General features: G+C 74.5%; 21 protein-coding genes. 13 read left to right on the plus strand and 8 right to left on the minus strand.

Annotated features, from left to right (window positions below):
- Nucleotides 1-97: 97 nt before the first annotated feature.
- Entirely contained in the window at nt 98-1,033 is a 936-nt protein-coding gene (locus tag N0B34_RS10755) for a metallophosphoesterase (RefSeq protein ID WP_263731387.1), read from the minus strand.
- The gene (locus tag N0B34_RS10760; RefSeq protein ID WP_263731388.1) at nt 1,033-3,504 is read right to left on the minus strand and encodes a transglycosylase domain-containing protein; all 2,472 of its coding nucleotides are present in this window, start codon (nt 3,502-3,504) and stop codon (nt 1,033-1,035) included. Before N0B34_RS10760 ends, N0B34_RS10755 begins: the two co-directional genes overlap by 1 nt.
- Nucleotides 3,505-3,817: 313 nt before the next feature.
- Here N0B34_RS10760 and N0B34_RS10765 point away from each other — a divergent pair, with 313 nt between their 5' ends.
- From N0B34_RS10765 to N0B34_RS10775, 3 genes are all read left to right on the plus strand, one after another.
- Nucleotides 3,818-4,105: a WhiB family transcriptional regulator gene (locus N0B34_RS10765; RefSeq protein WP_263731389.1), complete on the plus strand. Its 288-nt coding sequence runs from the start codon at nt 3,818-3,820 to the stop codon at nt 4,103-4,105.
- A gap of 89 nt (nt 4,106-4,194) precedes the next feature.
- Complete coding sequence (locus N0B34_RS10770; RefSeq protein WP_263731390.1) at nt 4,195-4,353, plus strand: hypothetical protein; 159 nt, start codon at nt 4,195-4,197, stop codon at nt 4,351-4,353.
- Complete coding sequence (locus N0B34_RS10775) at nt 4,353-4,844, plus strand: RidA family protein (protein WP_263731391.1); 492 nt, start codon at nt 4,353-4,355, stop codon at nt 4,842-4,844. Before N0B34_RS10770 ends, N0B34_RS10775 begins: the two co-directional genes overlap by 1 nt.
- A 25-nt stretch (nt 4,845-4,869) precedes the next feature.
- Here N0B34_RS10775 and N0B34_RS10780 read toward each other — a convergent pair whose 3' ends face one another.
- Nucleotides 4,870-5,547, minus strand: coding sequence for a Crp/Fnr family transcriptional regulator (locus tag N0B34_RS10780; RefSeq protein WP_263731392.1), 678 nt, complete (start codon nt 5,545-5,547; stop codon nt 4,870-4,872).
- Between the two features lie 73 nt (nt 5,548-5,620).
- Entirely contained in the window at nt 5,621-6,037 is a 417-nt protein-coding gene (locus N0B34_RS10785; RefSeq protein ID WP_263731393.1) for a hypothetical protein, read from the minus strand.
- A 213-nt stretch (nt 6,038-6,250) separates the two neighbouring features.
- Here N0B34_RS10785 and nth point away from each other — a divergent pair, with 213 nt between their 5' ends.
- A complete protein-coding gene (gene nth, locus N0B34_RS10790; protein ID WP_412175731.1) occupies nt 6,251-6,949 on the plus strand; it encodes an endonuclease III in 699 nt (232 codons plus the stop codon).
- Nucleotides 6,950-7,057: 108 nt separating this feature from the next.
- Here nth and N0B34_RS10795 read toward each other — a convergent pair whose 3' ends face one another.
- The 3 genes from N0B34_RS10795 to N0B34_RS10805 are packed head-to-tail and all read right to left on the minus strand — an operon-like array spanning nt 7,058 to nt 10,113.
- The gene (locus tag N0B34_RS10795; RefSeq protein WP_263731394.1) at nt 7,058-7,978 is read right to left on the minus strand and encodes an alpha/beta fold hydrolase; all 921 of its coding nucleotides are present in this window, start codon (nt 7,976-7,978) and stop codon (nt 7,058-7,060) included.
- Nucleotides 7,979-7,989: 11 nt separating this feature from the next.
- A complete protein-coding gene (nhaA, locus tag N0B34_RS10800) occupies nt 7,990-9,354 on the minus strand; it encodes a Na+/H+ antiporter NhaA (protein WP_263731395.1) in 1,365 nt (454 codons plus the stop codon).
- Between the two features lie 30 nt (nt 9,355-9,384).
- Nucleotides 9,385-10,113, minus strand: a complete 729-nt coding sequence (locus N0B34_RS10805) for a winged-helix domain-containing protein (protein ID WP_263731396.1) — start codon at nt 10,111-10,113, stop codon at nt 9,385-9,387.
- A 157-nt stretch (nt 10,114-10,270) separates the two neighbouring features.
- Between N0B34_RS10805 and N0B34_RS10810 the strand changes: the two genes are divergently transcribed.
- The 3 genes from N0B34_RS10810 (at nt 10,271) to N0B34_RS10820 (ending at nt 12,110) form a co-directional block, all read left to right on the plus strand.
- Nucleotides 10,271-11,005: a hypothetical protein gene (locus N0B34_RS10810; protein WP_263731397.1), complete on the plus strand. Its 735-nt coding sequence runs from the start codon at nt 10,271-10,273 to the stop codon at nt 11,003-11,005.
- Nucleotides 11,002-11,508, plus strand: coding sequence for a thioredoxin family protein (locus tag N0B34_RS10815; RefSeq protein WP_263731398.1), 507 nt, complete (start codon nt 11,002-11,004; stop codon nt 11,506-11,508). Before N0B34_RS10810 ends, N0B34_RS10815 begins: the two co-directional genes overlap by 4 nt.
- A gap of 137 nt (nt 11,509-11,645) precedes the next feature.
- Nucleotides 11,646-12,110: a DUF4395 domain-containing protein gene (locus N0B34_RS10820; RefSeq protein ID WP_263731399.1), complete on the plus strand. Its 465-nt coding sequence runs from the start codon at nt 11,646-11,648 to the stop codon at nt 12,108-12,110.
- 9 nt (nt 12,111-12,119) lie between these two features.
- Here the strand turns inward: N0B34_RS10820 and N0B34_RS10825 are convergent, their stop codons facing one another.
- Nucleotides 12,120-12,482, minus strand: coding sequence for a DsrE family protein (locus N0B34_RS10825; RefSeq protein WP_263731400.1), 363 nt, complete (start codon nt 12,480-12,482; stop codon nt 12,120-12,122).
- 137 nt (nt 12,483-12,619) lie between these two features.
- Between N0B34_RS10825 and N0B34_RS10830 the strand changes: the two genes are divergently transcribed.
- From N0B34_RS10830 to dtd, 6 genes are all read left to right on the plus strand, one after another.
- Nucleotides 12,620-13,645, plus strand: a complete 1,026-nt coding sequence (locus tag N0B34_RS10830) for an NADPH:quinone reductase (RefSeq protein WP_263731401.1) — start codon at nt 12,620-12,622, stop codon at nt 13,643-13,645.
- A gap of 228 nt (nt 13,646-13,873) precedes the next feature.
- Nucleotides 13,874-14,488: an FABP family protein gene (locus N0B34_RS10835; RefSeq protein WP_263731402.1), complete on the plus strand. Its 615-nt coding sequence runs from the start codon at nt 13,874-13,876 to the stop codon at nt 14,486-14,488.
- 3 nt (nt 14,489-14,491) lie between these two features.
- Nucleotides 14,492-15,673, plus strand: a complete 1,182-nt coding sequence (locus N0B34_RS10840; protein WP_263731403.1) for a YgfZ/GcvT domain-containing protein — start codon at nt 14,492-14,494, stop codon at nt 15,671-15,673.
- A complete protein-coding gene (locus N0B34_RS10845) occupies nt 15,670-16,806 on the plus strand; it encodes an FUSC family protein (RefSeq protein ID WP_263731404.1) in 1,137 nt (378 codons plus the stop codon). The genes N0B34_RS10840 and N0B34_RS10845 overlap by 4 nt, the downstream gene beginning before the upstream one ends.
- 42 nt (nt 16,807-16,848) lie before the next feature.
- Nucleotides 16,849-17,190 carry a DUF2516 family protein gene (locus N0B34_RS10850; protein ID WP_263731405.1) on the plus strand — a complete coding sequence of 114 codons (342 nt, stop codon included), beginning with the start codon at nt 16,849-16,851 and terminating at the stop codon, nt 17,188-17,190.
- Between the two features lie 3 nt (nt 17,191-17,193).
- Nucleotides 17,194-17,637, plus strand: a complete 444-nt coding sequence (dtd, locus tag N0B34_RS10855; RefSeq protein ID WP_263731406.1) for a D-aminoacyl-tRNA deacylase — start codon at nt 17,194-17,196, stop codon at nt 17,635-17,637.
- Nucleotides 17,638-17,660 lie beyond the last annotated feature (23 nt).

Consider the following 17,660-nt stretch of genomic DNA (forward strand, 5'->3'; position numbering starts at 1 on the left):
CCTGGCAAGGATAGCCGACGCCGACACGGGCGAGGAAATCGCCTCGGAGGTGGCGGAGGCAGCGCCCTTACGGCACGACGCAGGGGCCGCCCGGGACTCAGCGGGGGACGAGTGTCAGCAGGGTCGCCTCGGGCCGCACCGCGAAGCGCACGGGCGCGTACGGCGAGGTCCCGAGCCCGGCCGACACGTGCAACCACATCGAGTCGCCGCCACCCGGGCGGTCCGGACGTGGACCGGGCCAGCCGTGCAGACCCTTGGCCCGCCGCGTGTCCAGGTCGGAGTTGGTCACCAGCGCGCCCCAGAACGGCAGGCCCAGCTGTCCGCCGTGGGTGTGCCCGGCGATGGCCAGGTCGACGCCGTCGTCGAGCATCGCGTCGAGCACCCGCCGGTACGGCGCGTGGGTGACGCCCATGTGCAGGTCCACCGGCACGTCAGTGCTGCGGACGTCGTCCGGTCCGCCCGCGGCGGGGAAGCGGTCGCGGTCGAGGTGCGCGTCGTCCGTGCCGACCAGCGAGATGCGCCGACCGTCGACGTCCAGCACCCCCCGGTGGTTGTCGAGGTCCACCCATCCCGCCGACGTGAACCGGCGCACCAGCTCACGCCACGGCAGCGCCACCGGCTGCACCTGCGCGGTGCGGGCGTCGCGCTGCAGGTAGCGCGCCGGGTTCTTGGGCTGCGGCGCGACGTAGTCGTTGGAGCCGAGGGCGAAGGCGCCCGGCACCTCCAGCAGCGGCTCGAGCGCCTCGAGCAGGGCAGGCATCGCGTCCAGGTGCGCCCAGTTGTCGCCGGTGTTCACGACGACGTGCGGCCGCGTGGTCGCCAGGTCGCGGACCCAGTCGACCTTGCGCCGCTGACCGGGCGTCAGGTGCAGGTCGGACACGTGCAGGACCCGCAGCGGCGCCTGCCCGGGGGCCAGCACCGGGACGGTCGCCTCACGCAGCGCGTACCAGTGGACCTCGACGAGGGCGCCCCACGCGAGCGCGCCGGCGCCGGCCAGTGCCAGGGCGCCGGTCGTCCGGCTCAGGGTGCCCATCAGCCGTGCGGGTTCCCGCCACCGTTACCGGGGTTGCCACCACCGGGCCCAGGCTGTGCGGGTTGGGTCGGCTGCGGCGGCGGGGCTGCCGGCTGCCCGCTCGAGATCACCAGCGTGACGGTCGACCCCGGTGTCGCGGTGCCCGTGGGCGACTGGCTCGCCACCGACCCGGCCGCCACGGAGGACGACACCTGGTTCGGTGACACCTGGACGGTGAACCCGGCGTTCTGCAGCGTGGACGTCGCCTGGTCCTGCGGCTGGCCGACGACGTACGGCACGCTCACCTGCTTGCCGTACAGCTGGTCGCTGCCGATCGCCGGGAAGTTCGGCACGTTCTGGCCGGCCATGATCCGCATCATGAACCGCTTCCAGGTCGGTGCCGAGATGTCCGAGCCGAACGGTCCCTGGTAATACGTCTTGCCGTTGATCGTCTCGCCGTGCAGCGTCTTCTGCTGCTCCGTGATCTGGCCGGACCACACCGCGGTGGCCCGCAGCGGCGTGAAGCCGACGAACCACAGCTCCTCGTTGAACGTCGTCGTACCGGTCTTGCCGGCGGCGGGGAACGGCGGTGCGCCGACGGCCTTGGCCGTGCCGTTCCACACGTTGCTCATCGCGTAGTCCATCGCGGCGGCGTACTGCGGCTCGACCTTCTGCTGGCAGTCGGCGCTCGGCACGTTGAGCTTGGCGCCCGTCGCATCGGTCACGCTCGTGATGGCGATCGGCTTGCAGAACACGCCGCCGGAGGCGAACGCTGCGTAGGCGCCGGCCATCATCAGCGGTGAGGTCTGCTCCGAACCGAGGATGTTGCCGGGGTAGGGGCCGAACGGCACGCCGCCCCACGGCTGCCCGGAGTTGTCCTTCAGGTTCGGGTCACCGGCGCGGAGGACCCCCAGGTCGGCGGCACCGTCGACGATGTTGCACAGGTTGAGCTGGAGGCCCATCGCGATGAACGCGGAGTTCACCGAGTTCGCCGTCGCGCTCAGCACGGTCTGCGGGTAGTTCTGGTTGCTCTCGGAGTTGCTGAACTTGTAGGTACCGGAAAGCCGGCCCTTGCAGGAGGTGAACTGCGACATGTTGTACTGCAGCGGCGTCGCGTTGACCTTCTCGTTGAGCGAGTGGCCCTGCCGCAGCCACTCCAGCAGCGTGAACGCCTTGTAGCTCGAACCGGGCGAGAACCCGCTCGACCCGCCGTACTCGAAGCTCGTGTTGAAGTTCAGCGCCGTCTCACCCGGGCCGGCGTTCTGCATCGGGTTGTAGACGCGGTTCTCCGCCATCGACGTGATCTTGCCGGTGCCGGGCTCGACGGAGACCAGCGCGCTGCCGATGCCCGACGGGTCGTTCACCGGCACGCCGGCCTTGACCTCCTCGTCGGCCGCCGTCTGCTCACCCGGGATCAGCGTGGTGGTGATCGTCAGGCCGCCGCGGTACAGCAGGGCCTGCCGGTCGGACTGCGTCTTGCCGAAGGCGGGGTCGTTGAGGATCACCTTGGTGACGTAGTCGCAGAAGAAGCCGGAACCGGCCACCGTGTCGTTCGCCGTCATGCAGCCCTGCTTGATCGGCGTGACGTGCAGCGTGTCCTTCAGGGGGGTTGCGACGCCCTTGTCGTGCTCCGCCTGGGTGATGTAGCCCTGCTGGTACATCAGGTCCAGCACGGTGTCGCGACGGTTCTGCGAGTCGGCCGGGTTGAGCACCGGGTCCCACTTCGTCGGGCTCTGCGTGATGCCGGCGATGGTGGCCGCCTCGAGGTACGTCAGGTCCTTGGCATGCTTGCCGAAGAAGTACTCCGCCGCCGACTCCACCCCGTAGATCGAGGAGGCGCCGAACTGGGCGATGTTCAGGTACTTCTCCAGGATCTGGTCCTTGGTCATCGTCTTCTCGAGCGTGATCGCCAGCTTCGCCTCGCGCAGCTTGCGCGCCATGCCGGAGGAGCCCGAGTTGTCGCGTGCGTCGGCGAGCGCCTGCGCCCGCTGCGCGGGGTCCGGGATGGCCAGCGCCGCCTCGATCAGCACGTTCTTGACGTACTGCTGCGTCAGCGTCGAGGCGCCCTCCTTCTGGCCGACGAGCGTGTTGATCGCCGCTCGAGCCATCCCCTGCATGTCGACCCCGGCGTGCTCGTAGAACCGCTTGTCCTCCACCGAGATCACGGCCTTCTGCATGATCGGGGCGATCTGGTCGAGGGGGACCACCACCCGGTTCTGGTCATAGAAGGTGGCCAGCACCTTCCCGTCCGCGGCGAGGATGGTCGACTTCTGCGGCAGGGGCTTCTGCTCCAGCTCGGTGGGCAGCCCGTCGAAGGCCTTGACCGTCATGCTGGTGGTGCCGTCCGCGACCGCGACGGCGGGCAGCGCGAGCCCCGCGGCGAGCACGCCCCCGACACCGGCGACCAGCACGAGCGCGAGGAAGAGGGCCAACGCCTGGCCGGGCCGGATGAACCGGCCGTGCGTACGGGGCGAGCGGGCAGGGGACGCCATGCCCGTCAGGGTAACGGCGACACCTGACCCGTTCCCGTGGACCTCCTCGTGCGAGCCGGGTCTGCACGGTATGTGCACACCGCTGACCGGCCCGTCCACGGCGGGGACGTTCGTCCTGGTTGCCTGTGCTGGACAGCAAGATCCGGACGTTCGTGGCATCACGGACACAGCTGGACGCTTGCCTGGTAGCGCTTCCACGCTTCTCACCAGGCAGGATGACCCGAACGGCGGCTCGTCAAGCGGTACTACTCCCCGGTACGGTCCCCCACCAGGGGGCACTCGGGGGGGTGCCCGCGTGACAAGGAGGTGCGCGATGGCCTGGACATCGCGGGAGGGCCACTGGACCGCGTCGGCAGCCTGCGGCAAGGGGAAGCTGGCGCCGGACGCCCTGTTCGTCGAGGGATCGGCGCAACGGGACGCCCGGTCGGTGTGCGGCACGTGCCCGGTACGGCTGGAGTGCCTGGCCGACGCGCTCGACAGCCGGATGGACTTCGGGGTGTGGGGCGGCATGACCGAGCGGGAGCGGCGCGCGCTGCTGCGTCGTCGCCCCGAGGTCCGGTCGTGGCGCAGCGAGCTCGCCACCGCCGGCGACGTGCGCTGACGGCGCAGCCGAGGTCCGGTGCCGCACCGCAGGCGGACAGCGGCGGGCGCGCACCGGACCGGCGTCGGGCCGTCGCCTAGGGTGGGTGCATGGCCACTGCCTGGGAGTACGCGACCGTCCCGCTGATCGTCCACGCCACCAAGGCGATCCTCGACCAGTGGGGGGTGGACGGCTGGGAGCTGGTCACGGTCCTGCAGGGCCAGGACGGCAACCTCGTCGCCTACCTCAAGCGCCCGCGGGAGGCCTGATGTCCGTCGCCGACCGTCTGGTCGAGCTGGGCCTGCAGCTGCCGTCCTCCGCCGCGCCCGTCGGCGCCTACGTGCCCGCGGTGCGCACCGGCTCGTACGTGTGGACGTCCGGCCAGCTGCCGTTCGTCGCGGGCGGGCTGACCGTCACGGGGATCGTCGGGTTGACGCCCGGTCAGGTCACGCCGCCGGCCGCCACCGAGCAGGCGCGCATCGCGGCGCTGAACGCGCTCGCCGCGGTCGGGAGCCTGCTGGCCGGTCCCGGCGGGGACGCCGTCGCGGCCCTGGACCGGGTGGTGCGGGTGGTCAAGGTGGTCGGGTTCGTCGCGAGCGACCCGACGTTCACCGGTCAGCCGGCCGTGCTGAACGGGGCGAGCGAGCTGCTGCACGCGCTGCTCGGCGACGCAGGCGTGCACGCGCGCTCGGCGGTCGGCGTCGCGGCGCTGCCGCTCGGGGCGCCGGTCGAGGTGGAGCTGGTCGTCGAGGTCGCCTGAGTCGAGGCGGCCTGAGCGGCGCCGCTCAGCGGGCGCGCCGCTCCAGGCGGTCGACGTCGAGCAGCACCACGGCACGGCCCTCGCGGCGGACCCAGCCGCGCGCGGCGAAGTCGGCCAGCGCCTTGTTCACCGTCTCGCGGGACGCGCCGACCAGCTGGGCCAACTCCTCCTGCGTCAGGTCGTGCGCCACGCGGATGCCGTCCTCCACCGGTCGGCCGAACCGGCTCGACAGGTCCAGCAGCGCCTTGGCCACGCGGCCCGGCACGTCGGAGAACACCAGGTCCGCCAGCGCCTCGTTGGTGCGGCGCAAGCGGCGGGCGAGCGCCTGCAGCAGGTGCTCGGCGACCGCCGGGGTGGACGCCAACCAGGTCTGCAGGTCGTGGTGGCCCATCTCCAGCACCACGGCGTCGGAGATCGCGGTGGCGGTCGCCGTGCGCGTGCCGGGGTCGAACAGCGAGAGCTCGCCGATCATCTCGCCCGGGCCCAGCACGGCGAGCAGGTTCTCGCGGCCGTCGCTGGAGCGGGTGCCCAGCTTGATCTTGCCCTCGCGGATCACGTAGAGCCGGTCGCCCGGCTCGCCCTCGTGGAACAGCACGTCCCCGCGGCCGACGTCGATGCTCTTCATCGACGCGATCAGCGTGCGCGCGGAGTCCGGCTCGAGGCCCGCGAAGAGCGGGGCGGTCAGCACCACGTCGTCAGCCACGATCAGTCCACCTTCCCGCAGGCGCCGAAGGGACGGCGTCAGCGCTCAGTCTGCCCCATGGCGGTCGCGCAGGTCAGTTGCGCGACTCGTGCTCCGGGACGGGTCCCAGCACGGCGTCCGGCTGCCCGGCCAGGTGCCCGATCAGCCGCTCCGTGGCGGCCGCCAGGGCGGCGTCGACACCGTCCTGGTACCGCACCAGCCGGCTGTCCAGCGCCCGGAGGGCGGTGAGCTGGTCGAGGTGGGTGCCGGAGCGGGGGCCGCCCAGCACCGCCTCGAGCTCGTCCGGTCGAGGCACGTCCAGCCCCACGTCGAGGGGCAGCTGGAAGGCGAGCTCCTCACCCAGCGGCTGCGGACCGACGGCACGGGCGACGAGGAGGTCGAGGCGCGCGCGGACCAGCCGCCGCCACCAGCCGACCCGGGACCGCTCGGCGCGCAACGCGCGGTGGTCCAGCCGGAGGGCGTGGACGTCGAGCACGTGCTGCGTGGTCACCGCACCTCCGTCCGCCGGTCTCCTGGTGTCTGATTCGGGACGTCGGGCCCCCGACTTGAGCGCCACCACCCGGACGCGCGTCCAGATTCACTCGCGCGGACGTACCGCCGACTCCCTGTGCAGGGCCGGTTCGCCCGGACGGCCGAACGTGCGAGCCGAACGGGGGCGCGGCGGCCCGGCGGCCGTGTCGGAGCCGCCGCGTAACCTGCGACGGTGACCCTGGTTCCCGACGAGTCCGCGCTCGCCCGCACCCGACGAGCACGTCGCATCGACCGCGCGCTGGCGGTCCGCTTCCCCGACGCGCACATCGAGCTGGACTTCCGTACGCCGTTCGAGCTGCTGGTCGCCACCGTCCTGTCGGCGCAGACCACGGACGTGCGCGTCAACCTCACCACCCCGGCGCTGTTCGCCCGGTTCCCGGACGCTGCCGCGATGGCGTCGGCGGACCCGACGGAGCTCGAGGAGATCCTGCGACCCACCGGGTTCTTCCGGGCCAAGACGCGCGCCGTGATGGGCATCGGCCAGGCGCTGGTCGAGCGGTTCGGCGGCGAGGTGCCCGGCCGGATGAAGGACCTGGTGACGCTGCCGGGGGTGGGGCGCAAGACGGCGAACGTCGTGCTCGGCAACGCGTTCGGCGTGCCCGGTCTGCCGGTGGACACGCACGTGCTCCGGCTGTCCGGCCGGCTCGGCCTCACCGGGAGCGACGACCCCGTGCAGGTGGAGCAGGACCTGTGCGCCCTGCTGCCGCGCAAGGACTGGACGATGGCCTCGCACCACCTGATCTTCCACGGCCGTCGGATCTGCTTCGCGCGCAAGCCCGCGTGCGGGGCGTGCCCGGTGTTCGCGCTGTGCCCGTCGGCGGGGATGGGGGAGAACGACCCGGTGAAGGCGGCCGCGATGGTGAAGGGCTGAGCCCCGGGGACGCGACGCCGGGGCGCGAGGCCGGGGGCGGCTCGACGGGAATGCCGTGGGGTCGGACGAGGGCCTCGGTGCGCCTCGGACGAAGGTCTCGGCGTGGGGTCAGACGAGGGTCTCGGCCAGCCAGTCCAGGAGCAGGGCGGTCAGGCGCTCGGGTGCCTCGTCGGACACGTAGTGGCCGACGCCCCGCAGCAGCTCGTAGCGGTAGGGGCGGGCGAGCGCCGCGGCCGTCGACCTGTGCAGCGCGGCAGCCGCCGGGGTGCACACCCCGTCGCGGTCGCCGTGCACCTGCAGCGTCGGCAGCGGTCGTGCGCGTTCGAACGCGGCGAGGTACCGGCGGCCGTCGAGCCGGGGGCGGGACCGCAGCAGCCACCGGACCTGCTCCAGCTGGCTGTGGGCGGCGAACGGCACCCGCAGCGCGCGGCTGTACGCCTCGACCGCCTCCGCGTCGGGCCGTCCGCGGCCGCCGCTGAGGCCGGTGATCAGGCGCTCGGCCAGATCGCCCTCCGTGAGCGCCCGCTCCGGGAGGGACGGCAGCTGCACGTAGGCGAGGCGGCGCGCGGCTGCGGGGCGCACGGTTGCCGGACCGACGTCCAGGGGGTGCGGGCACGACAACGCCGCGACGGCGCGAACCGCGTCGCCGTGCAGGGCCGCCGTCGCCCACGCGAGCTGACCTCCCGTGCCGGCCCCGACCAGCACGGCCTGACCGGCACCGAGCGACCGGATCACCCCTGCGACGTCGGTGGCCAGAGTCGGTGCGTCGTACCCGTGCGGCGGCTTGTCCGACCCGCCGGTGCCGCGCACGTCCATCGCGGCGACCCGGTAGCCGGCCTCGGCCAGCGCCGGCAGCTGGTGCCGCCAGGCCCACCAGTAGGTGAGCACGTCGTGCAGCAGCACCACCAGCGGGGCGTCCCGCTCGTCCGGGCCCGCCAGCGCCACGTGGAACCGCGCGCCGTTGGCCGGCACGAAGCGGTGCTCCCACGGGCCGTCGACGGCGAGCTCGGCGGAGTCGACGGTGCTCATCGGCACGAAACCTACCCGCTGACCGACCGGCGGCGCCCTCGGTGCACCCGGTCCCGCCACGCCAGGGTGCTGCCGCCCAGCAGGGCCGCCACGGCCGAGGCCGCGAGCACCGCGACCACCACGTGCTCGTCCTGCGGGCTCCCGGAGCCGAACGCCAGGCCACCCACCAGGAGCGAGACGGTGAAGCCGATCCCGCCCACCAGCCCGACCCCCAGCACGTCGGCCCAGCCGAGCGCCGGTGCGAGGCTGGCGCGCGTGAACCGGGCAACGGCCCAGGTGGCGGCGAGGATGCCTAGCGGCTTGCCGAGCACCAGGCCCGCCGCCACGCCGAGCGCGACCGGATCGTGCGACGCGGCGCGCAGCACGTCGCCCGAGACGGTCACCCCCGCCGCCGCGAGCGCGAACACCGGCACCGCGACGCCGGCCGACAGGGGACGCCAGCGGTGCTCCCACCGCTCCGCGGTCGAGGCCGTGCCGGGTGCCGCGCCCACGGGAGTGCTGGTCGGTGCGCTGAGGCCGAGCAGCACGCCCGCGATGGTGGCGTGCACGCCGGACGCGTGCAGCAGGGCCCACGCCGTCAGGGCGAGCGGCAGCAGCAGCCACACCGGGGGGCGCGTGCGGCGCGCCAGCACCGCGAACAGGGCGACCGTACCGAGGGCGCCCAGCAGCGGGAGCACGGACAGCGAGCGGGCGTAGAACACCGCGATGACGACGATCGCCAGCAGGTCGTCCACCACCGCCAGCGTCAGCAGGAAGGCGCGCAGGGAGGCGGGCAGCGACCGTCCCACCAGGGAGAGCACCCCGACGGCGAAGGCGATGTCCGTGGCCGTCGGCACCGCCCAGCCGACCGGGCGGCCGTCCGCGGACGTCAGGTTGACGGCCAGGTAGACGAGCGCGGGCACGGCCATGCCGCCGACGGCGGCCACGGCGGGCACCACCGCGGTCGCGGGTCGGCGCAGCTCGCCGGTCACCAGCTCGCGCTTGAGCTCCAGCCCGACGACGAAGAAGAACACCGCCAGCAGCCCGTCGGTCGCCCACTGACCGAGCGTCAGGTGCAGGTGCACCGCCGCGGGGCCGACGGCGGTCGCCCACGCCGAGCGGTACGCGGCCGGCCACAGCTGCGCCCACCCGAGGGCGAGGGCCGTCGCGACGAGCAGCAGCACGGCGCCGGTCCGCTCGTCGCGCAGCGTGTCGAGCAGGTTCCGCTCGCCACCGGGGGTGAGGGCGGCGAAGAGGCGGCGGTGCTCGCGCGGCGGGCGCCCGGCGGCGACAGGTCCGGTGGGTACGCCCTGCGGTGTCGGACGGTGGTTGTCGCGGCGGGGCGGCACGGGGACCTCCGGGGTCGGCAGCAGGACGCCGACCAGGCTTCCCGGCACACCGCCAGCCAGGCTACCGGTCGAGGGTGGTCACAGGCCCGCGGTCTCGGTCAGGCCGGAGCGGTCGTCCGCCCCGCGCCGCGTCTCCTTCGGCGGGTCGAACCGGTACCCGACGTTGCGCACCGTGCCGATCAGCTGCTCGTGCTCGGGACCGAGCTTGGCGCGCAGGCGCCGCACGTGGACGTCCACCGTGCGGGTGCCGCCGTAGTAGTCGTAGCCCCAGACCTCCTGCAGCAGCTGCGCCCGGGTGAACACCCGGCCGGGGTGCTGCACCAGGTACTTGAGCAGCTCGAACTCCTTGTACGTCAGGTCGAGCGGCTGCCCGCGAAGCCGGGCGGTGTACCCGCCGGCGTCGATGGTCAGCTCGCCGGCGCTGATCTCCAGCGGTGCGTCCTCGTAGGCGGCGGTCGCAGCACGCTCCATCACCAGGCGGAAGCGGGTCTCCACCTCGGCCGGGGTCGCGTTCTCCAGCACGATGTCGTCGGCGCCCCACTCGGCGGTCACCACGGTGAGGCCGCCCTCGGTCAGCACCAGGATCAGCGGGACCGTCAGGCCGGTGGCGCGCAGGAGCCGGCACGTGGTGCGCGCCGTCACCAGGTCACGGCGCGCGTCGAGCACGACGATGTCTGCGTCCGGGGCGTCCACGAGAGCGGACGGCTCCACCGGTAGGACCCGGACCCGGTGCGACAGCAGGCCGAGTGCGGGCAGCACCTGCGCGGACCCCCCGGACGCCGGAGTGAGGAGCAGCAGGTCTGCCACCAGGACCTCCAGGCGCGCGAGTGAGCACACGGTACCGCGCACTGCGCGGCCGCACGCCGAGCCGTCCGCGGCACGGCATCTGCGAGAATCCCAGCGTGCTGACCCCCGCCCCCGTGCCGCTGCCTGCGCTCGGCGGCCCTGGGCAGGTGGTGGCCCGATGACCGTCGCCACCCGGTCGGTGGCCACGGCCGCCCTCGCCGCAGCGGTCGCGCTGGCCGGCTACCTGCACCCGACGGCCCTGGTGGGGGCTGGTTTCGTGCTCGTCGTGCTGCTGGCGCTCGGCTGGCCGTGGCTCGCTCGGCTGCCCTTCCCGCCCGGCTCGTCGGCGGTGATCGGCCTCGCCGGCGCCGGTGCGCTGTACGCCGTCGCGTTCGTCACGGCGTCGTCGGACCTGTCCGCGCTGTCCATCGCGATGGCCGCGGCGCTGCTGCTGGCGTTCGTCAACGAGCTGCTGCGCCGGGACGGGCGCGTGCGGATGGTCGAGTCGGTGTCCGGCACGGCGGCCGGTGCCGTGATCGCGCTGACCGCCTCCGGGTGGGCGGCGGCCGACGCGCTGTCCGGCGGACCGACGCTGGTGGTCACCGGCGCGGTGGCGCTCGCGGTCGGCTCCGCGGTGTCCGCCCTGGCCGTCGCGCGGTGGGTGAGCGCGGTGACCACCGTCCTGTCCGCCGCCGGGGTCGGTGCGCTGGTCAGCATCCCGCTCGCCTCGTTCAGCCCCGCCGTCGGCGCGCTGCTGGGCGGAGCCGTGGGCGTGCTGGTCGCCGCGATGGACGCGCTGTTCGACGGGATGCCGGAGCTGCGGCGGCGGATGCCGGCGCTGGCCGCGATCGCCCTGCCCGTGTGCGTGACCGGCATGGTGCTGTACGTGGTCGGACGGGTGCTGGTCCGGTGACCGTGACCCGCGTGGTGCTGGTCGTGGCGGTGCTGGCGGCGGCGGTCCTGGTGGGCCTGGCCTGGCAGCGGCGCAACGGCCGGTTCACCGCGGTGCCGACGGCGGTGCTGGCGGCCGCCGACCTGACGGACGGGCCGCACGTCCACGCGCCCGGCGTGGAGCGCCTGACGAGCGCGGAGATCGGCGTGGAGCCCGGGACGCGGGCGACCTTCGTCCAGCTGTCCAGCGAGGTGTGCACGCCCTGCCGGCGCACCCACGCCGTGCTCGCGGATCTCGCTGCTCAAGAAGACGGTGTCCGGCATGTGGACCTGGACGTCGCGCAGCACCTGGACCTCGTGCGACGCTTCGACGTGATGCGTACCCCGACCGTCCTGCTGATCGACGGCGCCGGGGTCGTCGTCGGGCGGATGTCCGGGGCGACCGACCGGCGTCAGGCGCTCGCTGCCCTCGAGGCGTGCCCGCCTCCGGCCGACGGCTGTCCGCGCGGGACCACCGCCGGCTGAGCCCCGCTGCGGCGGAGGCGTCCGGCCCCGCCGCGGTCCCGGTGCACGTGCGCTGCACGTCCACCACCCCGGCATCGGATGGTCCCGGCCCCGCGCCCTGGCGCACCCGCGCCCCGCACCAGCCCCCGGAGAACCCCATGAGCACGTCCACCATCCCCGTGCAGGCACCCGCCGGGATCGACCCCCGCGGCCCCAGGTTCGGCGCGGCGCTCACCGCCGCGCTGCTCGTCGTCGTCCTGCTGCTCGGCACCGGCACGGCGGCCACCGTCGTCCTCGCCGTCGTCGCCGCCGGGTTCGCCCTCGGCGTGACTCGCGGCGTCGGCGGCACGTGGCAGGGCGCCGTCTACCGCCGGCTGGTCGCGCCGCGGCTCGCACCGCCCACCGAGCGGGAGGACCCCCGACCCCCGCGGTTCGCCCAGCTGGTGGGTCTTGTGGTCACCGGCCTCGGGCTCGTCGTCGCCCTGCTCGGTGCGCCGCTCGGCGTGACGGTCGGCGCGGCGCTCGCCCTGGTCGCGGCGTTCCTCAACGCGGCGTTCGGGCTGTGCCTCGGGTGCGAGCTGTACCTGCTGGGCCAGCGGCTGCGGTCGGTGCGCTCGGCCTAGCCCGGACGGTCAGTAGACCAGCGCCTGGGCACCCTCGGCGAGGACCTCCTCCACGAACACGGGCGCCCCGGCGATCCGGACGCCCGGCAGCACGTCGTCCGCGGTGATGCCGCGCCGGACGGCGCACTGCGTGCACACCGTGACGCGGCCGTCGGCCAGCAGCAGCTCGAGCAGCTCCGGCAGCGGTGTGGCGTGCGCCAGCTCCAGCTCCGCGGCCCGGCCCGGGACGGCGAACCAGGCCGCCTCGCCGGTGAGCCACAGGCTGACGTCGGCACCCGCCGCGACGGCTGCGGCCGCGACCGTGAACGCCTGGTTCGCGGCCTCGGGGCGGTCGGTGCCGGAGGTGGACTTGATCACCAGGGAGCGCGTCACCGGCACAGGCTAGCCAGGCGACCGCGGGCTCGGCCGTGCCGGGTCGCGCCGCGGTCGCGGGCATATCCGTACCCCGCCGTCCGTTGGCCCCCGACGGAGCCACCTCACGGCGCCGTCCCCGACGAAAGGTCCGAACCGTGCGAGCGATCGTCTTCACCCGTCCCGGCGCCAGCGACGTGCTGCAGCTCGTCGACCGGGAGGTGGCCGCGCCCGGTGCCGGCGAGGTGCGGGTGCGGGTGGTGCGGTCGGCAGTGAACCCGACGGACTGGAAGTCGCGCAGCGGGTCGACCGGCTCGCGCCTGGCGTTCGACGAGGTGGTGCCCAACCAGGACGGCGCCGGCGTGGTCGACGCGGTCGGCGAGGGAGTCGACGGCCTGGCGGTCGGCGACCGCGTCTGGCTGATGCTCGCCCAGCACCGGCGCCCCACCGGGACGGCGCAGGAGCTGACCGTGCTGCCGGTCGACCGCGTGCACCGGCTGCCCGAGGGGGCGAGCTTCGACCTCGGCGCGGACCTCGGCGTGCCGGCGGTGACGGCGCACCGCGCGCTGACCACCCTGGAGGACGGCCCCAGCCGGCTGTCGCCGGGAGCGCTGACGGGTCGGACGGTCCTGGTCGCCGGGGGTGCCGGAGCCGTCGGCAACGCGGCGATCCAGCTCGCGCGGTGGGCGGGTGCGACGGTGGTCACCACGGTGAGCAGCCCTCAGAAGGCGGCGCTCGCGACGGCCGCCGGAGCGCAGCACACCGTGGACTACCGGCACGAGGACGTGGTGCGGGCGGTGCGCGCGATCGCGCCGGACGGCGTCGACGTCGTCGTCGAGGTGGCGCCGGCGCAGAACCTCGAGACCGACCTGGCGGTGATCCGGCCGCGCGGCACCGTCTCGATCTACGCGAACAACGGCGGCGACCAGCTGAGCTTCCCGGTGCGGGGCATGTTCTCCACCAACGTGCGGCTGCAGGGGGTGCTGCTCTACACCGTCGGGGCCGCGGCGCTCGCGGCGGCCGCCGCGGACGTCACTGCCGCCGTGGCGGACGGTGCCTTCGGCGTCGGTGAGGAGCACGGCCTGCCGCTGCACCACTACCCGCTGGAGCAGACGGCCGCGGCGCACGACGCGGTCGAGGGCGGCATCGTCGGCAAGGTGCTGATCGACGTCGCCGAGGACTGAGCGCGGTGCGGTGGCGGGGACGGGGGAAGGGACCGGCCGTCGTTACGATGGGCCCATGTCCGGGCTCGAGATCTTCTTCGTCAGCCTGCTCGCCGTCACCACGCTGGCGATCGGGTGGTTCGCGGCGCTGTCCGTCTACAAGCTGTACCAGGGCCAGCGCTGACCAGGCCCTGACCGGGACGCCCGCGTCCCACGTCCGCACCGACCGCCGTCCGTCAGGGAGGCACCATGCCCTTCGTGCTGCCTGAGGGTCTGGCACCCGAGGTCTACCCGCTCGCGTGGCTGGTGGGCCGCTGGCGCGGTGAGGGCGTGCTCGCCTACCCCGGTGTCGAGGAGGCGGCGTTCACGCAGGAGCTCGAGGTCACCAGCGACGGCGGGCCGTACCTGGCCTACCGGTCGAGCATCCGGCTGGTGGTGGCACCTGACGACCTGACGGCGCTGGAGACGACGCCGGAGCCCGCAGGGGACGAGCCGACCGCAGCCCCGGACGCGCCGCCCAGCACGCCGGCGGAGCACACCGGGCCGGTGTGGTCGTCGGAGGTCGGGTACTGGCGCGTGCCGCCGGAGCCGTCGGTCGAGCTGGCCGAGGGGCAGCACCCGGTGGAGCAGCTGGTGGCCGACCCGTCCGGGCACGTGGCCGTGTACGTGGGTGCTGTCGGCAACGGGCGGATCGACCTGGTCAGCGACCTGGTGGCGCGTACGGCGACCGGTGCCGAGGTGTCCGCCGGACGGCGGCTGTACGGCCTGGTGCACGGCGAGCTGATGTGGGCGCACGACCTTGCGGCGTTCGGCCAGCCGCTGCAGTCGTACTCCTCCGGCCGGCTGACCCGCGTGGAGGACTGAGCGATGACGGACCAGCTGCCCGCGGTGCAGACCCCGGGCGGTGCCCCCGACCGGACGACGGCCGCGGCGCCCCGGCACCGCAGCCCGCTGCTCGACCGCCACGGTGCCGTCCCGGCGGCCGGTGCGGACGCCGGGGTCGCGTGGCACTACGGCGACCCGGTCGCCGAGCAGCGTGCGCTCGAGCGCGGCGGTGCCGTGGTGGACATGTCGCACGTGGGCGTGCTGCGGGTCGCGGGGCCGGACCGGCTGAGCTGGTTGCACTCCATCACCTCGCAGGACGTGGAGCACCTCGCACCGCGCACCTCGACCGAGCTGCTGGTGCTGGACCCCCAGGGGCACGTGGAGCACGCCGCCGGCGTGGTGGACGACGGCGAGGCCACCTGGCTGATCACCGAGACGCCCGTCGAGCTGGCCGCGTGGCTGGACCGGATGCGCTTCATGCTCCGCGTCGAGGTCGCCGACGTGACCGACGAGTGGGTGGTGATCGGTGAACCGGTCGACGCGGAGGGCCACGCGGACGAGCCGCTGACGTGGCGGGACCCGTGGCCGCACGTCGCGGCGGGCGGCACCCGGTACGGACCGCCCGACGACGAGCACCCCGGTGCCGAGCGGCCCTGGCGGCTGGTGCTCGTGCCGCGGGAGCGGCTGGCCGACGAGGTGGCGGTCCGCGAGGCCGCCGGCGCGGTGCTGGCCGGTACGTGGGCCACCGAGGCGGTGCGGGTGGCGGCCTGGCGGCCGCGGTTCTCGCACGAGGTGGACCACCGCACCATCCCGCACGAGCTCGACTGGCTGCGCACGGCGGTGCACCTGCACAAGGGCTGCTACCGGGGCCAGGAGACCGTGGCCCGGGTGCACAACCTCGGCCGTCCGCCGCGGCGGCTGGTGATGCTGCACCTCGACGGGTCCGGCCACCTGCTGCCGGAGGCCGGTGCCGTGGTCCGCACCGTGGACGGCCGTGAGGTGGGGACCATCACCACCGTGGCCCGGCACCAGGAGCTGGGGCCCGTGGCGCTCGCGGTGGTGAAGCGGTCCGTGCCCGCGGACGACGAGCTGCGGGTGGACGGCCCGGCCGAGCCCGTGGCCGCCGCGCAGGAGCAGGTGGTGCCCGGCGACGGTGTCTCGGTGGACCGTCCGGCCCCGCGCGGGCCGGTGGCCCGAGGTCTCGGCCCGCACGTCTCGCTGTGACCGAGGCGGCCGCGGGACCGGCGCGGCCGGCCCGGACCGGGCGGCGGGCGGGACTGCGGGACCTGCGGGTGACGGCCGAGGTGCGCGCCCGCCAGGGCTGGGCCCGGGTGCACGCGTCCTGGTTCTGGATCCTGCAGGCCGCCGTCGCCGGCACCATCGCGTACGCCGTGGCCTTCTACGCCTTCGGCCACACGCACCCCTTCTTCGCCCCCGTCAGTACGTGGGTGGCCCTGGGCTTCTCGCGGGACCGGTCGACGCGGCGGGTGGCCGAGCTGGCGGTCGGCGTGGCGCTCGGGGTCGGGTTCGGCGAGCTGATGGTGCGGCTGATCGGCTCCGGCATCTGGCAGATGGGCGTGGTGCTGGCGGTGTCCGCCCTGGTGGGACGGTTCGTCGACCGGGCGCCGCTGATCACCACGCAGGCCGGGGTGCAGGCGATCGTCATCATGACCCTGCCGGCGCTGACGGGCGGACCTTTCGGCCGGTGGGTGGACGCGGTGGTCGGCGGCGTGATCGGCCTGGTCGTCGTGGTGCTCACCCCGACGGACCCCCGCCGGCACCTGCACCGGCAGGCCCGTGCGGCCACCGAGGAGCTCGCCGGGATGCTGCACACCCTGGCCAGAGGCCTGCGCACCGGCACGGTGGCCGACGTGGAGGACGCGCTGCTGCGCGGTCGCACGTCGCAGCCGGCGCTCGACGAGTGGCGCGAGTCCGCCGGGACCGCCCGTGACCTGGCCCGCGTGTCCCCGGCCGCCTGGCGGCACCGGGACGAGCTGACCCGGTCCGTGTCCGCCGCGGTGCTGCTGGACCGGGCGGTGCGCAACGCGCGGGTGCTGATCCGCCGGGCGGTCACCGCCGTCGAGGACGGGCAGCGCACCGAGCTCGCCGCCGAGCTGCTCGAGGAGGTGGCGCGTGCGGCCGACGCGCTGGCCGAGGCGTTCGGCGCCGGCCGTGACCCGGCCCGCGCCCGTGCGGCGCTCCGCGCGGTGGCCGAGCGGCTGGACCCGTACGCCATGGGCTCGGACGACTGGCAGGCGCAGAGCCTGGTGCTGCTGGCCCGGTCGCTCGTCGTCGACCTGCTGGAGGCCGCCGGGACCGACCCGGCCGAGGCGCGGGCCGTCCTGCCGGAGCTGTAGGGCGGCACGGGGTGGTGTCGACCGGCACCGTAGGCTCGGCCCGTGACAGCCATCGGCACCGTGCAGGCCGGCCTCTTCCTCGTCTTCTTCGTGGCGATCCTCGCGCTGACCGTCTGGGCGCTGGTCGACTGCCTGACCCGTCCGGCCCGGGCCTTCCCCGCCGCGGACAAGCGGACCCGGCCGTTCTGGGCAGGCATCCTGACGGCCGCCGTCGTGGTGGCCTTCCTCGCGGTGCCCCTCGGGTTCGCACCGAGCAGCTTCTTCCAGTTCCTCGCGCTGCTCGCCGCCGTGGCGGCCGTCGTGTACCTGGTGGACGTCCGGCCCGCGGTGCGGCCGTACTCCGGTCGCGGGCCGCGCGGCGGCCCGTCCCGCGGGGGCTGGTGACGCGTGCGCGCGGTGGTGCAGCGGGTGACGCGCGCCCGCGTGACGGTGGGCGGCGAGGTGGTCGCCGCGATCGACGAGCCGGGGCTGGTGGTGCTGGCCGGCGTCACGCCCGGTGACGGCCCCGCGCAGGTGGACCTGATCGCCCGGAAGGTGGCGGACCTGCGCATCCTGCGCGACGAGCGGTCGGCAGCCGAGGTGGGGGCGCCGGTGCTGGTGGTCAGCCAGTTCACGCTGTACGCCGACACCCGCAAGGGCCGACGGCCGACGTGGAACGCCGCGGCGCCGGGGCCGGTGGCCGAGCCGGTGGTGGACTCGCTGGTCGCGGCGCTGCGAGAGCGCGGGCTGCGGGTGGGCACCGGGGTGTTCGGTGCGGACATGGCCGTGGAGCTGGTGAACGACGGGCCCGTGACGATCCTGCTGGAGTCCGAGCCGACGAGGCCGTCATGAGTCCGGACATGAGGAAAGGCCCC

Origin of the sequence: Cellulomonas sp. SG140 (genome assembly GCF_025770785.1) — a bacterium.
Taxonomy (GTDB): domain Bacteria; phylum Actinomycetota; class Actinomycetes; order Actinomycetales; family Cellulomonadaceae; genus Cellulomonas.